Origin of the sequence: Streptomyces lunaelactis, from assembly GCF_003054555.1 — a bacterium.
In the GTDB taxonomy this organism is placed as follows: Bacteria; Actinomycetota; Actinomycetes; order Streptomycetales; family Streptomycetaceae; genus Streptomyces; species Streptomyces lunaelactis.
The window spans coordinates 4,875,400-4,889,460 of record NZ_CP026304.1; the positions used below are offsets into that span (position 1 = coordinate 4,875,400).

14 protein-coding genes are annotated in these 14,061 nt (G+C 71.5%); 9 read left to right on the forward strand and 5 right to left on the reverse strand.

Annotated elements, in window-relative coordinates; all coding sequences use genetic code 11:
- Positions 1–20: 20 nt before the first annotated feature.
- Entirely contained in the window at positions 21–1,175 is a 1,155-nt protein-coding gene (locus SLUN_RS22485) for an ABC transporter ATP-binding protein (protein WP_108151036.1), read from the reverse strand.
- Between the two features lie 128 nt (positions 1,176–1,303).
- On the opposite strand from SLUN_RS22485, the gene SLUN_RS22490 reads away from it, so the two are divergent.
- The 4 genes from SLUN_RS22490 (at position 1,304) to SLUN_RS22505 (ending at position 4,805) form a co-directional block, all read left to right on the forward strand.
- Positions 1,304–2,002, forward strand: coding sequence for an ABC transporter permease (locus SLUN_RS22490; RefSeq protein ID WP_108151038.1), 699 nt, complete (start codon positions 1,304–1,306; stop codon positions 2,000–2,002).
- Complete coding sequence (locus tag SLUN_RS22495) at positions 2,002–2,724, forward strand: ABC transporter permease (protein WP_108151040.1); 723 nt, start codon at positions 2,002–2,004, stop codon at positions 2,722–2,724. Before SLUN_RS22490 ends, SLUN_RS22495 begins: the two co-directional genes overlap by 1 nt.
- Positions 2,725–2,762: 38 nt before the next feature.
- Positions 2,763–3,734 (forward strand): ABC transporter substrate-binding protein, encoded by a 972-nt coding sequence (locus tag SLUN_RS22500; RefSeq protein WP_108151042.1) that lies wholly within the window; start codon positions 2,763–2,765, stop codon positions 3,732–3,734.
- Positions 3,735–3,818: 84 nt separating this feature from the next.
- Positions 3,819–4,805, forward strand: a complete 987-nt coding sequence (locus SLUN_RS22505) for a hypothetical protein (RefSeq protein ID WP_175314143.1) — start codon at positions 3,819–3,821, stop codon at positions 4,803–4,805.
- Positions 4,806–4,871: 66 nt separating this feature from the next.
- On the opposite strand, the gene SLUN_RS22510 is transcribed toward SLUN_RS22505, so the two are convergent.
- On the reverse strand, positions 4,872–6,014 hold the full coding sequence (locus SLUN_RS22510; protein ID WP_108151047.1) for an NADH-quinone oxidoreductase subunit D: 1,143 nt from the start codon (positions 6,012–6,014) through the stop codon (positions 4,872–4,874).
- Between the two features lie 77 nt (positions 6,015–6,091).
- Positions 6,092–7,051 (reverse strand): SAM-dependent methyltransferase, encoded by a 960-nt coding sequence (locus SLUN_RS22515; protein ID WP_108154884.1) that lies wholly within the window; start codon positions 7,049–7,051, stop codon positions 6,092–6,094.
- A gap of 99 nt (positions 7,052–7,150) precedes the next feature.
- Between SLUN_RS22515 and SLUN_RS22520 the strand changes: the two genes are divergently transcribed.
- Both SLUN_RS22520 and SLUN_RS22525 read left to right on the forward strand, forming a co-directional pair.
- Complete coding sequence (locus SLUN_RS22520) at positions 7,151–8,350, forward strand: sensor histidine kinase (RefSeq protein WP_108151049.1); 1,200 nt, start codon at positions 7,151–7,153, stop codon at positions 8,348–8,350.
- A gap of 19 nt (positions 8,351–8,369) precedes the next feature.
- Positions 8,370–9,047 (forward strand): response regulator, encoded by a 678-nt coding sequence (locus tag SLUN_RS22525; RefSeq protein WP_108151051.1) that lies wholly within the window; start codon positions 8,370–8,372, stop codon positions 9,045–9,047.
- A gap of 128 nt (positions 9,048–9,175) precedes the next feature.
- On the opposite strand, the gene SLUN_RS22530 is transcribed toward SLUN_RS22525, so the two are convergent.
- A complete protein-coding gene (locus SLUN_RS22530; protein ID WP_108151053.1) occupies positions 9,176–10,300 on the reverse strand; it encodes a DUF5937 family protein in 1,125 nt (374 codons plus the stop codon).
- 104 nt (positions 10,301–10,404) lie between these two features.
- Between SLUN_RS22530 and SLUN_RS22535 the strand changes: the two genes are divergently transcribed.
- Entirely contained in the window at positions 10,405–10,629 is a 225-nt protein-coding gene (locus SLUN_RS22535; protein WP_108151054.1) for a hypothetical protein, read from the forward strand.
- Between the two features lie 62 nt (positions 10,630–10,691).
- Here the strand turns inward: SLUN_RS22535 and SLUN_RS22540 are convergent, their stop codons facing one another.
- Positions 10,692–11,834 carry a threonine aldolase family protein gene (locus SLUN_RS22540; RefSeq protein WP_108151056.1) on the reverse strand — a complete coding sequence of 381 codons (1,143 nt, stop codon included), beginning with the start codon at positions 11,832–11,834 and terminating at the stop codon, positions 10,692–10,694.
- Positions 11,835–11,985: 151 nt separating this feature from the next.
- On the opposite strand from SLUN_RS22540, the gene SLUN_RS22545 reads away from it, so the two are divergent.
- Together SLUN_RS22545 and panC are read left to right on the forward strand one after the other, a co-directional pair.
- On the forward strand, positions 11,986–12,909 hold the full coding sequence (locus SLUN_RS22545; RefSeq protein ID WP_108151058.1) for a Rossmann-like and DUF2520 domain-containing protein: 924 nt from the start codon (positions 11,986–11,988) through the stop codon (positions 12,907–12,909).
- Positions 12,906–14,027 carry a pantoate--beta-alanine ligase gene (gene panC / locus SLUN_RS22550; protein WP_257153782.1) on the forward strand — a complete coding sequence of 374 codons (1,122 nt, stop codon included), beginning with the start codon at positions 12,906–12,908 and terminating at the stop codon, positions 14,025–14,027. Before SLUN_RS22545 ends, panC begins: the two co-directional genes overlap by 4 nt.
- The last annotated feature ends 34 nt before the right edge of the window (positions 14,028–14,061 follow it).

A 14,061-nucleotide genomic window follows, 5' to 3' on the forward strand; every position in this document is an offset into this window, starting at 1 on the left:
GGCGCTCGGCGGCAGCGGGCTCAGCGCTTCGTCAGCGTCTCGATCGTCTCCAGCGCGACCTCGGTACGCGGGATGTCCTGCGCGTCCGCGTCGATCGAGCGCCGCAGCGCCTCGTGCAGCCGGGCCGGTGTGAGGACACCGAGGAAGCGCCCGGTCTCCTCCTTGTCGATGACCGCGATCCAGCCCGCGTCGTGCTGGAGCATCGTGGAGAACGCCTGCTTGAGGGAGGCGCCGACGGGCAGCCAGGCCTCCATCCGGCGGGCGTACTCGCGCACGGAACCGCGCTGTCCCGCCTGCTCGGCGGAGATCCAGCCGTGCAGATTGTCCTTGCTGTCCAGGACGACGGCCCAGCGGGAGCCGAGCTCCCGGGGCAGGGGGTCGTCGAGATGGACGACCGGCGGCTGCTCCAGATCGCCGTCCTCGATGGGGGTGACCGAGAGGCGCTTGAGGCCGCGGTCCGCGCCGACGAAGTCCGCGACATACGGGGTGGCCGGGGTGCCGAGCACGGCGGCCGGCGCGTCGAACTGCTCGATCCGGCCGTGCCCGTAGACGGCGATACGGTCGCCCAGGCGGACGGCTTCCTCGATGTCGTGGGTGACGAAGAGCACGGTCTTGCGGACCTGGGACTGGAGTCTCAGGAACTCGTTCTGCAGATGCTCGCGCACCACCGGGTCGACCGCGCCGAACGGCTCGTCCATCAGCAGCACGGGCGGATCGGCCGCCAGCGCGCGCGCCACGCCGACGCGCTGGCGCTGACCGCCGGAGAGCTGCTCGGGGTAACGGTCGCCGTAGACAGACGGGTCGAGGCCGACGAGATCGAGCAGCTCGGCGGCGCGCTCACGGCCCTTGCCGCGCTTCCAGCCCAGGAGATGGGGGACGGTCGCGGTGTTCTCCAGGACGGTTCTGTGCGGGAAGAGGCCGACCTGCTGGATCACATAGCCGATACGGCGCCGCAGCTGGACCGGGTCGATGGCGGATATGTCGTCCCCGTCCAGGAATATCCGGCCTTCGCTCGGTTCGATCAGACGGTTGACCATCTTCATGGTCGTCGTCTTTCCACAGCCGGACGGTCCGACGAGCGTGACCAGTTCGCCCTCGGCGACCTCGAAGGACAGGTCGTCGACGGCCGTGGTGCCGTCCGGGTACCGCTTGGTGACGTGCTCGAAACGGATCATGGTTCCCCATTGTGACGGGTGTTGTGTGAAGGCCATGTTGCTGCACTGTGGCGGCTCTCGGCGATTGTCAGTGCTCAGGGATATGGTCGCCGGACATACGTTCGCAGTGCCTGGGGAGGTGGGGGTGGATGAGTACGGAGCAGGCCGCGCAGAGCTGTCTGGCGGCGAATGACTGGATCTGCGGGGAGTACCTCCGCACCCGCAGCCAGGAATTGACCGATGCCACCGTCCAGCACATCTGGATCACGGTGGTGTCGGTCCTGATCGGCCTTGCGGTGGCATTTCCGCTGGCGCTGCTCGCCCGCGCCAAGCCGAAGTTCGCGGGTCCGGTGCTGGGTCTGACGACCCTGCTCTACACGATTCCGTCGCTGGCGATGTTCTCGCTGCTGCTGCCGGTCTTCGGGCTTTCGGCGGCGCTGGTGGTGACCGGCCTTGTGCTGTATTCGCTCACCATTCTCGTACGGAACATCATGGCCGGTCTGGACGCGGTGCCCGAAGAGGCGAGGGAGGCCGCGCGCGGGATGGGGTACGGCTCGGGACGGCTGCTCTGGGAGGTCGAACTGCCCCTCGCGCTGCCCACGTTGATGGCCGGGCTGCGGATAGCGACGGTCTCGACGATCGCGCTGACGACGGTCGGCGCGCTGGTCGGCAAGGGCGGTCTGGGCAATCTCATCGACGACGGCGTGCAGACCACCTTCAAGGCGCAGGTGCTGGCCGCGTCCGTGCTCTGTGTGCTGCTGGCGGCCGTCGCCGATCTGCTGCTGCTCGGTGCGCAGCGCCTGCTGACGCCCTGGACCCGCATACGTACGGCGAAGGGGACGGGCTGATGGGGGTAGTGGCCGACGCGTGGACCTGGCTCAGCACCGGCTCCAACTGGTCGGGGGAGAGCGGTGCCTGGCACCGGCTGGGCGAGCATGTGTACGTCAGCGGGGTGGCGCTCCTGCTGGCCTGCGCGATCGCGCTGCCGATCGCGCTGTGGCTGGGGCACCTCGGCAAGGGGGGCGCGCTCGCGGTCAACATCTCCAACGCCGGCCGGGCGATCCCGGTCTTCGCGGTCCTCGCCCTCTTCATGCTCACACCGCTGCGCAGCGCCGGCTATCTGCCGACGATCATCGCGCTGGTGCTGTTCGCCGTACCGCCGCTGCTCACCAACGCCTATGTCGGCATGCGGGAAGTGGACCGGGCGGTGGTGGAGGCCGCGCGCGGAATGGGGATGTCGGGCGGCCAGCTCTTCCTGCGGGTCGAACTTCCCCTCGCCCACCCGCTGCTCATGACCGGGCTCAGGACGGCCGCCGTGCAGGTGGTGGCCACGGCCACCATCGCCTCGATGGTGGGCCAGGGCGGTCTGGGCCGGATCATCACCGCGGGCTTCAACACGTACAACACTCCGCAGGTCGTGGCGGGGGCGCTGCTGGCGGCGCTGCTCGCGCTGCTGGTGGAAGGGGCGCTGGTGGCGGCCGACCGGCTGCTCGACCCCCGCCGGAAGACCGCGCGGTCAGTGTCGTCCGCGGCGTCCGTGAAATCCCTGTCGTCCGTGAAATCCGTGTGACGACGCACTCAACCCATTTGCTGTGGACGGAGAACCTGATGAGCAAGATCTCGCGCATCGCGGGCGCAATACTCGGTGCGGTCGCCCTGACGGGTTCTCTCGCCGCATGCGGTGGCGACAGCCTGGAGAAGGAGAAGGGCGGCTCCGACTCGGCCGGCGCGGCGGGCGGGAAGGGCACGCTCGTCGTCGGTGCGGCGGCCTTCACGGAGTCCAAGGTGCTCGCCGAGCTGTATGCCCAGATCCTGAGCGACGCCGGATACAAGACGTCCGTCACCACGGTGAAGAACCGTGAGCTGTACGAACCCTCCCTGGAGAAGGGCGAGATCGACGTCGTACCGGAATACGCCGCGACGATCGCCGAATTCCTCAATGCCAAGGTGAACGGGCCGAAGGCGCCCGACGAGAAGCCGGTGGCCTCCGGTGATGTCAACGCCACGGTCGCCGCCCTCACCGGGCTCGCCGGGCCGCGCGGGCTGAAGGTGCTTCCCGCCGGTGCGGCCGTCGATCAGAACGCCTTCGCGGTGAGCAGGGAATTCGCTGAGAAGAACAAGCTCAAGACCCTGTCCGATCTTGGAAAGTCGAAGCTGAAGGTGAAGATCGCGGCGGGCGACGAGTGCGAGGTGCGGCCGTTCTGCGCGCCGGGTCTGAAGAAGGTCTACGGCATCGACGTAGCGGGCATCGACCCCAAGGGTGTCGGCACCCCGCAGGCCAAGCAGGCGGTCAAGGACGGTGACGACCAGCTGGTGCTGACCACCACCACCGACGCGGTGCTGGACGGACTGGTCTTCCTGGAGGACGACAAGAAGCTCCAGAACGCCGACAACGTCCTCCCGGTGGTCAATGCCAAGGACGCGGGCGCCAAGGAGATAGCCGACGCGCTCGACAAGCTGACCAAGGTGCTGACGACCGAGGATCTTGCCGAGTTGAACCGCAAGGTGGACGCCGAGCGCGCGAAGCCCCAGGACGCGGCGAAGGCATATCTCGAGTCCAAGGGGCTGCTCAAGAAGTAGTCATCGGTCGGCCCGGCGTTCTTCATCAAGAGATTTGCCGGGCCGACACCCCATTCGGCGTCTACGCACGGTAAATTTCGGGCCATGCCACGTGGACGCCACCGTCATTCCCCGCCCCTGCACAGGCTGCTGCCGCCTTCAGCGGTAGCCGGAGCGTCGGTTCTGTGCGCCGCCGGCGCGTGGTTTCTGGCGGAGCCGGTCATGCTCAGATCCCTGGTCGGCGCGGCCGCGGCCGCGGCCGTGACCGGCGCGGTCCTCATGCGCGCTTGGGACCGGAGCGCCGGTCGCCGGGTCGCGGAGCTCACGCGCGCCCGCGCGAGCGACGAGTGGAAGACCGAAGAACGCCTGGCGGAACTCGAGACGGACCTCGAGGAATCCCGCGAGCTGCGCACCAAGCTGGACGCGAGGCTGCGTGCCAAGCGGGTCGAGCTCGCCGGGCTGCGCAGTGAGCACGCCGCGCTGCTGCGGCGGTACGCGACCGCGGAGACCGAGCGTGCCACCGCGCTCGAGGGCCGCAGGCAGCTCGCGCTCGAAGCGGCGTCGCCCGCCAAGGCCTTGCCCCCGGCCGGGACCACGCCCACCCCGGCGACGTATCTGCGCGCCAACAAGGCGCTGGACGACCTGTCGCGCAACGCCGCGTCGCAGGAGGCGAAGCGCACCGTCGAGGAAGCCCGCGCCCGTGATCTGGCCGAGCGGGCCCGGGAGGCGGACGAACCGCAGGGGAAGCACGCGGCGGCCGCCGGGGCAGAGCAGCACAGCCGCCCGACGTCCGCCGTCCCCGCCAGGCGTCCCGTCCCGGCGGCGACAGCGATCGTTCCGTACGGACCGCAGCGCCGCCCCGCCCGCCGTCCCGAAGGCGGCTTCGACTTCTTCGGTACGGCTGCCGGTCCGGGAGCGCAGAAGGCCATCGAGGCCGCGCAGAACGAGGACCTCGCGGATGTGGTGGGCGAGGAGGCCCTGGCCGCGCAGCTCAGGACGGACGGCCGCGTGGTCGGCAAGGTGATCGACCTGACCGCGCACGACGAGACGGAGCAGCTGGACGTCGTGGAGCTGCGCAGCGCGATTTCGTAGACGGCGGCCGGGTTTCCCGTCTCCCGGGCCCCGTTGCCTGCGGAGCCGCGTTGCTTGCGGGACGCGCTACTTGTCGATGTCGCCGACGACGAAGAAGAGCGAGCCCAGGATCGCCACCATGTCCGAGACCAGCGTCCCGGGCAGCAGCTCCGTCAGCGCCTGGATGTTGTTGAACGAAGCCGAGCGCAGCTTCAGCCGGTACGGGGTCTTCTCGCCCTTGGACACCAGGTAGTAGCCGTTGATGCCGAGCGGGTTCTCGGTCCAGGCGTAGGTGTGGCCCTCGGGGGCCTTGAGCACCTTCGGCAGCCGCTGGTTGATCGGCCCGGGCGGCAGGTCCGCGATCCGGTCGAGGCAGGCGTCGGCGAGGTCCAGCGCGTTGTGGGTCTGGTCCAGCAGGATCTCGAAGCGGGCCAGGCAGTCGCCCTCGGTGCGGGTGACGACCTTGAGCGTGTCCTGGAGCTCCCCGTACGCGAGATACGGCTCGTCGCGGCGCAGATCGAAGTCGACGCCGGACCCGCGGGCGATGGGGCCGCTGACTCCGTACGCGTGGACCGCCTCGGGGGAGAGGACGCCGACGCCGCGCGTACGGCCGCGGAAGATCTCGTTGCCGAGGACCAGCCGGTCGTAGATGTCCATCCGGGAGCGGAGCTCCGCCACCGAGTGCCGCGCGCGCCCGAGCCAGCCCGCGGGGAGGTCCTCCTTGAGGCCGCCGACCCGGTTGAACATGTAGTGCATCCGGCCGCCGGAGACCTCCTCCATGACGTGCTGGAGGTCCTCCCGCTCGCGGAAGGCGTGGAAGATCGGGGTGATGCCGCCCAGTTCGAGGGGGTACGACCCGAGGAACATGAGGTGGTTGAGGACCCGGTTGAGCTCGGCGAGCAGAGTGCGGGTCCAGACCGCGCGCTGCGGGACCTCCATGCCGAGCATCCGCTCGACGGCCATGACGACGCCGAGCTCGTTGGAGAAGGCGGAGAGCCAGTCGTGGCGGTTGGCGAGCATCACGATCTGGCGGTAGTCGCGCGCCTCGAAGAGCTTCTCGGCGCCGCGGTGCATATAGCCGATGACGGGCTCGGCGTGCTGGATGCGCTCTCCGTCGAGGACGAGACGGAGGCGGAGGACGCCGTGGGTGGAGGGGTGCTGGGGGCCGATGTTGAGCACCATGTCGGTGCTCTCCGCCGCGCCGCCGATGCCGACCGTGGTCTCCGTCATGGGTCCAGTATTCCCTGTGCGGTCAGCACCCGGGGCTCCACCCCGGACAAAACGCGGCCGAAGGTCGCGCAAGCCGCTCAGGTCGTGGGCCCGCACGGTCGGACCCGCTGGCGCAGCCAGCCGAAGTCGCCCAGGCCGCCGCGCGACGTCAGTTCCGCCGCCTCGCCCGCCGTCGACAGCGCGCGGATGTACGCCGCCGGGTCGGACGTCGCCAGCGACAGCGGCGGGCGGTCGCCCGTGACGCCCTCCTCGCGCAGCGCCTCCCGCTGCGTGAGGAGTTCCGCGCCCGGCAGCGCGCACGCGTCCAGAGCCACATGGGCCGTGATGTCGCAGCTGCCGTCCGGGACCGGGCGGACCTCGCGGCCCGAGCGGAAGCCCGTCAGCGTGCCGAACGGCGGGCGGGACGCCGCCGTGTGCGCGTAGTCGACCGCGACCGCCAGGCCCGCCCGCAGCGTGCCCACCGCCCGCGCCCACGCCTCGTCCCGCGGGCGGCCGATCTCCGCCCGCGTGCCGGGCTCCGTCAGCGGCCACCAGCGCGCCAGCCACTCCGCGTCCGCCCCCGACACCGGTTCGCCGAGCCGCTCGGCACCGTCCGGGCGTACGAGGACGTACCGCGCCACCCCGTCCGGGTCCGCCTCGGCGACGTCCACCGGGACGTTGTCCAGCCACTCGTTGGCGAAGAGCAGTCCGCTCACGCCGGCCGGGGGCTCGGCCGTCCACTCGATGCGGGGGTCCAGGCCGGCCGGCCGGTCCGCCCGCTCGACGGCGTACGCCCGTACCGGGAAACCGGACGGCAGCGCGGCGAGTACGCCGGTGAGCAGCTCGCCGCGGCCCGCGCCGATGTCGACGAGGGCCGGCTCGTCAAGCTCGAGGGACGTCAGCAGCCGGGCCACCGCGGAGGCGAACAGCGGCGACGCGTGCACCGACGTACGGAAGTGGCCGGCCGGTCCCTCGGGCCGCAGATAGAAGCCGCCCGGCCCGTACAGCGCCGCTTCCGCCGCTTCCCGCCAGCCTCGCCACTGACACGACTCATCCATCACGCGCACAAGTCTCCACCTTGCGGAGTACGCCTCCGCCGCCCGGATCGCTCCTCCGGTTGACCCCTGCACCTACCTCCTTTCCCTACGCTGGGTTACGTGCAGCGCCTCTATGACTTCATCCGCAGACACCCGACGGGCGTCGACAGCTTCTGGGCTGTGATGCTCTTCGGGTTCTCCATGCTGTGGGTAATCCAGGTTCCGGTCGGGATCGGGCCCCGTATCTCGGCGGCCCTGATCGTTCTGCTGCTGAGTCTGGTCGTGGCGCTGCGCCGCCGTATGCCGGAGAAGATGCTGATCCTCGCCGCGGTCCTGGGCCTCGCCCAGCTCGCGCTGGACATCGAGGTCAACCCGGCCGACTTCGCGATGCTGGTCATCATCTACACCGTCGCCGCCCACGACGGGTCGCGCTGGACATCCCGGCTGGCGCTCGTCGGCGGGCTGTCCGCGGCCACGCTGGCGCAGGTGCGCTGGCCGGAGGAGACCACCGGCGTCGGCGGCAGGATCCTCTTCACGATCTTCATGACCGTGCCGTTCGCGCTCGCCTGGGTGCTCGGCGACTCGATACGCACCCGGCGCGCGTACTTCGCCCAGCTCGAGGAGCGCGCCACCCGGCTGGAGAAGGAGCGTGAGGCGCAGTCGAAGGTCGCGGTCGCGGCGGAGCGGGCACGGATCGCGCGCGAGCTGCACGATGTCGTCGCTCACAACGTCTCGGTGATGGTGGTGCAGGCGGACGGCGCCGCCTACGTCCTGGACGCCGCCCCCGACCAGGCCAAGCAGGCGCTGGAGACCATCTCGAGCACCGGCCGCCAGGCGCTCGCGGAGATGCGCAGACTCCTCGGCGTACTGCGCACCGGCGATGCCCCCGAGAGCGGTGAGTACGTCCCGCAGCCCGATGTGCAGCAGATAGAGGACTTGGTCGAGCAGGTGCGCAGCGCGGGTCTGACCGTGGACTTCAAGATCGAGGGAACGCCGCGCCCGCTGCCCAGCGGCGTCGAGCTCACCGCGTACCGCATCGTCCAGGAGGCGCTGACGAACACGCGCAAGCACGGCGGCCCGGAGGCCGGTGCCAGCGTGCGCCTGGTCTACTTCGACGACGGGCTCGGGCTGCTGGTGGAGGACGACGGCCGGGGCTCGGCGCACGAGCTGTACGAGGACGGCGGCGCGGACGGGCGCGGCCACGGGCTCATCGGTATGCGCGAGCGCATCGGTATGGTCGGCGGCACGCTGGACGCGGGGCCTCGGCCCGGCGGCGGCTTCCGGATCAGCGCACTGCTTCCCCTCAAGCCCGCCCACTAGAGATCGAGGACCCCCTGACATGTCCATCCGCGTGATGCTCGTCGACGACCAGGTGCTGCTGCGCACCGGATTCCGGATGGTCCTCGCCGCCCAGCCGGACATGGAGGTCGTCGCCGAGGCGGGCGACGGCGCGGAGGCGATCGAGAATCTCCGCTCCACCGCCGTGGACGTGGTGCTGATGGACGTACGCATGCCGCGGCTGGACGGCGTCGAGGCGACGCGGCGCATCTGCGCCGAGCCGGACGCCCCCAAGGTGCTGATCCTGACCACCTTCGACCTGGACGAGTACGCGTTCTCCGGGCTGAAGGCGGGCGCCAGCGGCTTCATGCTCAAGGATGTGCCGCCCGCGGAACTGCTCGGCGCGATCCGCTCGGTGCACAGCGGCGACGCGGTCGTCGCGCCGTCTACGACGCGGCGGCTGCTCGACCGCTTCTCGCCGCTGCTGCCGAGCAGCGGCAACGAGCCGCGGAACAAGCAGCTGGAGCGGCTGACCGAGCGCGAACGCGAGGTGATGCTGCTGGTCGCGCAGGGCCTGTCGAACGGCGAGATCGCGGCGCGGCTCGTGCTCTCCGAGGCCACGGTCAAGACGCATGTGGGCCGCATTCTCACCAAGCTGGGCCTGCGGGACCGGGTGCAGGTGGTGGTGCTGGCGTACGAGTCGGGGCTGGTGCGGGCCGGCGGGGGCAGCGTGTCCTGAGATCTGCCGCGACGGTTCGGCAGGCGCGCGATCCAGGTCACGGAGTACGGCGGCCCCGAGGCGCTGCGGCTGGTCGAGACGCCGGCGCCGGAGCCCGGACACGGCCTGAGCGGTGTCCCCGGGGCCGCTTAGCGGAGCACCGTCTCCAGGAAGTCGCTGCCGAGCCGGGCGACGGCGGTCACGTCCAGCTGGTGCAGTACGTACCGGCCGCGCCGCCTGGTCGAGATCAGCCCGGCTTTCTTCAGTACGGCGAGATGGCGGGAGACCTCGGGCGCGGTGATCCCGTACGCGTCCGCCAGCTCGCTGGTCGTGTACGGGGCGCGGGCGAGGTTGCGGCACAGCCGCATGCGCATGGGGTGGGCCAGCGCCTCCATCCGCAGCTTCAACAGCTCGACGGGGGCGGGGCCGGGCAGTTCGGGTGAGCCGACTGGGTAGTGGATCACCGGCCGCCAGCCCGGCGCGTGCAGCACCATCAGATGCGGCCAGCCGAAGCTGGACGGGACGAGGGTGAGCCCGGCGCCGACGGCGGGGTCGACGGCGGTGGTCCGCCCGTCCGCGAGTTTGTCGGCGCTGATACGGGTGCGGTCCTCGTCGACTGCGAGTGCGGGAGAGACGGCGTGCAGCGCCTCAGCGAGGCCCTTGCGGCGCAGCAGCTCGGTCTTGTGCCGGGCGTCGGCCGCGAGCTGGGTGCTCACGCGTCGCCAGGTGTCGGCGAAGAAGGCCCGGTCGCAGTCCTCGAACAGACGCCGCGCCCAGGCACGTACCGAGGCTGGGTCGTCCAGCAGCCGCCGGGTGAAGTCCAGTTGCTTGGGGCCGCGGGTGGCGGCGAGTTCGAGTGCGCGCTCGCGGCGGGCGGGGTCACCAAGGGCGGACGGGCCGCCGATTCCGTACGTACTGGCGCAGGTGAACTCCAGGGCCGCGGAGACGAAGCGCTCGTCGTCGAGCCGGTCGAGCTGGTCCAGCTCTTCGGCGAGGGTGGCGCCGGTCCTGCCGTTCGCCCCGTTGAGGGCCGCAGGCAGGCCGGCGAACGGCATGAAGACGTCCGAGAAGGTGGACCGCCAGAGGAAGTCGGCCTCGTGCAGCCGGTCGGCGAGATCGGGCTTGAGCCCGGCGGAGGTCGCGGTGGCCCAGCCGTGCAGCCCTGGGTGATGTGCGGGCTCGGCGAGCGCGTGCAGCGCCACGCCCAGCTCGGCGAGGGGAGAAATCTCGAAGACGATGCGCTCGGGGGGCAGCCCCGCGATCTCGATGGTCACGCTCACGCTTCCATGGTGCGGGTACGCGGGCCGGGTCCCGCACCATTTGACGGGCCTCGTCAATCGGCGCGACGGGCGGGGCGGGGCGGGCGCAGCGTAAAGGCATGAACCCCATGCATCAGTACATGCTCGACAATTACCGCGCGGCGCAGTGGGGCGGGCGGCTCCCGCCGCAGCCGGGCCTGCACGACTGGCAGGTGATGCGCGAGCTCCGCGACTACCGCCACGTCCAAGCGGTGCTCGCGGGCCACCCGGTCCACGGCCGCCTCCGCGCGGCGCTCACCCGCCTGCTGCACCCCCGCCGCCCGGGGACGACGGGCTGCCACTGAGGGGGCCCCACGTTTCGGGAGGGGGTGGGCCGGTGACTGGGAAGGACCGGGGTGGAGCGGTACTACCCCACCCGCTCCACAAACGCCCCGACCGCCCTCCTCACATCCTCCCCCGTCCACTCCAGCCCCTCCGACGCCACCGTCACCTCCGTCACCGACACCCCCGGCGGGCACCTGTCCGTGAACCACCTGCGGAACAGCGTCACGCCCGTCTCCTCCGACTGGCGCAGCGCCGCATCGTTCAGGGCGTCCGCCCCGTACGGCAGCCAGACCTGGAACTGGTGCGTGTGCGGTTCCTCCGGGTGGACCCGGGACCAGGGGACGCCCGCCTCCAGGAAGCCCTCCCGCAGCGCCGCCGCGACCACCTTCGCGTGGGACACGTACGACGGCAGCCGCGGCAGCTCCCGCTCCAGCCCCAGCAGCGCCGACAGTGCCGCCGGGTACTGCTGGAAGACCTGGCCCCCGTACCGGTGCCGCCAGGTCCGCGCCTCGTCCACCAGGTCCTCCGGGCCCGCCAGCACAGCCCCCGACAGCGCGTCCAGGGACTTGTAGAAGGACACGTACACGCTGTCAGCGAGGGGCGCGATCTCGTCCAGCGGGCGGCCGAAGTGCGTCGTGCACTCCCACAGGCGCGCGCCGTCGAAATGCACCACCGCATCGCGTTCCCTCGCCGCGTCAACGACCTCCACCAACTCGTCCCACGACGGGAGTACGAAACCCGCGTCCCGCAGCGGCAGTTCCAGCATCAGCGCGCCGAACGGCTCGTCGAAGTCCCGTACCTCCTGCGCCGTCGCCGGCCGCGGCTCGTCCGTCGGGTGGACCGTCCGCAGCCCGCTCACCGCCCCGAACGCGCCCCGCTCGTGCAGCTCCGGATGCGACACCGGATGCAGCGCCACCGTCGGATTCCCCGTACGCCCCGCCCAGCACCGCAGCGCCACCTGCTGTGCCATCGTCCCCGTCGGGAAGAACGCCGCGGCCGGGAACCCGAGCAGATCCGCCGCCCGCCGCTCCACCTCCGCGACGACCCCGCCGCCGTAGATGTCCGTCCACTCGTCCAGGTCGTAAACCCCTCCCGCGTCCGCCGCCAGCGCCGCGAGCCGTTCCCCCACGCGCTGGTCCGCCGAGGCCCGCCACAGCACCCGGTCGGAGGCCCGCCACGCTTCGAGCCTGCGCCGCCGCTCGTCCCGCTCGCTCTTGTCAGCCATGCTCCGATCATCCACCGGTCGCCGATCAGCGCCCACAGCCTGTGGACAACCTGGAGCCTGTGGACAACTCGAAGACGCCGGGAACCGCTGGCGTAGCATGACGAGAAATCGTCCGGTACCGCCCGCGGACTGGAACGGAAGGCCCCACCGCGTGAATGCCTCAGCACCACAGGATCCGCTCGACCCGCGGAACCGCCCCGCCAGGCTGTCCGTCGGCGTCGTCGGAGCGGGCCGCGTCGGCCCGGCTCTCGCCGCGGCGCTCCAGCTCGCCGGACACCGCCCGGTGGCCGCCTCCGGAGTCTCCGACGCGTCCGTACGACGGGCTGCCGCACTGCTCCCCGACGTACCGCTGGTGACCCCCGCCGACGTCCTCTCCCGCGCCGATCTGGTGCTGCTGACCGTCCCCGACGACGCGCTGCCCGGCCTGGTCGACGGGCTCGTCGAGACGGGCGCCGTACGCCCCGGGCAGCTGCTCGTGCACACCTCCGGCCGGTACGGCGCGAAGGTCCTCGACCCCGCCATGCGCGCCGGCGCGCTGCCGCTCGCCCTGCACCCCGCGATGACGTTCACCGGGACCAGCGTCGACGTCCAGCGGCTGGCCGGCTGCTCCTTCGGGGTGACCGCCCCCGAGGAGCTGCGGCTGGCCGCCGAGGCGCTGGTCATCGAGATGGGCGGCGAGCCCGAGTGGATCGAGGAGGAGTCCCGCCCGCTCTACCACGCGGCGCTCGCCCTCGGCGCGAACCACCTGGTCACCCTGGTCGCCCAGTCGATGGAGCTGCTGCGCAAGGCCGGAGTCGGCGCCCCGGACCGGATGCTCGGCCCGCTGCTCGGCGCCGCACTCGACAACGCCCTGCGCTCGGGCGACGCCGCGCTCACCGGCCCGGTGGCCCGCGGCGATGCCGGCACCGTCGCGGCGCACGTCGCAGAGCTGCGCAAGCACGCGCCGCAGACCGTCGCCGGATACCTCGCCATGGCCCGTACGACCGCCGACCGGGCACTGGCCCACGGCATGCTGAAGCCGGAGCTGGCGGAGGATCTGCTCGGCGTCCTCGCGGAGAACGGGGACCCCCGATGAGCCCGACCGGTCCGACCACCCCGACGAGTGCGATGAGCCCGACGAACCCGCAGAGCCCGACGAACCCGCAGAGCCCGACGAACCCGCAAAGCCCGACCAACCCGCAAAGCCCGGCCGGCCGCGGCTTCGAGCTTGTCCCCACCCGCGAAGCCCTCGAACACGCACTGGCGCGGTCCCACGGCCGCACCGCCGTCGTCATGACCATGGGCGCCCTCCACGATGGTCACGCCACCCTCGTCCGCACCGCCCGCGAGCACGTCGGCCCCAACGGCTTCGTGACCGTCACGGTCTTCGTCAACCCCCTCCAGTTCGGCGCCGGCGAGGACCTCGACCGTTACCCCCGTACCCTCGAAGCCGATCTCAAGACGGCCGAACAGGCAGGCGCGGACGTCGTGTTCGCCCCCTCCGTCGACGAGGTCTACCCGGGCGGCGCACCGCAGGTCAGAATCACCGCGGGCCCCATGGGCGAGCGACTGGAGGGAGCGTCGCGCCCCGGCCACTTCGACGGCATGCTCACGGTCGTCGCGAAGCTCCTCCACCTCACCCGCCCCGATGTCGCGTTCTTCGGGCAGAAGGACGCGCAGCAGCTCGCGCTGATCCGCCGCATGGTCCGCGATCTGAACTTCCCGGTCGAGATCGTCGGCGTACCGACCGTCCGCGAGGGCGACGGCCTCGCGCTCTCCAGCCGCAACCGATTCCTGTCGGCCGCCGAGCGCCGTACCGCACTGACCCTGTCCCGGTCCCTGTTCGCGGCCCACGACCGTCTCGCCGCCCAACACGCCCTGCACGCACGCGCGGAGGCCATCCCCGGCACGCCCGCCCGCGCCGCCGCGCTGTCCGCGATCGGCGAGGCCCGTGCCGCGGCCGACGCGCACGCGGTCGCCAAGGCAGGGCCTGGCGGCGCCGACGCCGTACGCGCCGCGGCCCGAGCCGTACTGGACGAGGGCGCGCGAGCCCAACCGCCCCTCGTTCTCGACTATCTGGCCCTCGTCGACCCGGCCACCTTCACCGAGGTCCCCGACGACCACACCGGCGACGCGATCCTCGCCGTCGCCGCGCGCGTCGGCGCGACCCGCCTGATCGACAACCTTCCCCTGACCTTCGGAGCCCCCCAGTGACCGCTGTGTCTTCCCGGGGGGCAACCCCCGGACC

Excerpts from the sequence above, each read along its gene's own strand:
- SLUN_RS22490 (WP_108151038.1), top strand. The coding sequence starts at position 1,304 with ATGAGTACGGAGCAGGCCGCGCAGAGCTGTCTGGCGGCGAATGACTGG.
- SLUN_RS22495 (WP_108151040.1), top strand. The coding sequence starts at position 2,002 with ATGGGGGTAGTGGCCGACGCGTGGACCTGGCTCAGCACCGGCTCCAAC.
- SLUN_RS22510 (WP_108151047.1), bottom strand. The coding sequence starts at position 6,014 with ATGACGGAGACCACGGTCGGCATCGGCGGCGCGGCGGAGAGCACCGAC.
- panC (WP_257153782.1), top strand. The coding sequence starts at position 12,906 with ATGAGCCCGACCGGTCCGACCACCCCGACGAGTGCGATGAGCCCGACG.
- SLUN_RS22535 (WP_108151054.1), top strand. The coding sequence starts at position 10,405 with ATGAACCCCATGCATCAGTACATGCTCGACAATTACCGCGCGGCGCAG.
- SLUN_RS22500 (WP_108151042.1), top strand. The coding sequence starts at position 2,763 with ATGAGCAAGATCTCGCGCATCGCGGGCGCAATACTCGGTGCGGTCGCC.
- SLUN_RS22515 (WP_108154884.1), bottom strand. The coding sequence starts at position 7,051 with ATGGATGAGTCGTGTCAGTGGCGAGGCTGGCGGGAAGCGGCGGAAGCG.
- SLUN_RS22540 (WP_108151056.1), bottom strand. The coding sequence starts at position 11,834 with ATGGCTGACAAGAGCGAGCGGGACGAGCGGCGGCGCAGGCTCGAAGCG.
- SLUN_RS22505 (WP_175314143.1), top strand. The coding sequence starts at position 3,819 with ATGCCACGTGGACGCCACCGTCATTCCCCGCCCCTGCACAGGCTGCTG.
- SLUN_RS22485 (WP_108151036.1), bottom strand. The coding sequence starts at position 1,175 with ATGATCCGTTTCGAGCACGTCACCAAGCGGTACCCGGACGGCACCACG.
- SLUN_RS22525 (WP_108151051.1), top strand. The coding sequence starts at position 8,370 with ATGTCCATCCGCGTGATGCTCGTCGACGACCAGGTGCTGCTGCGCACC.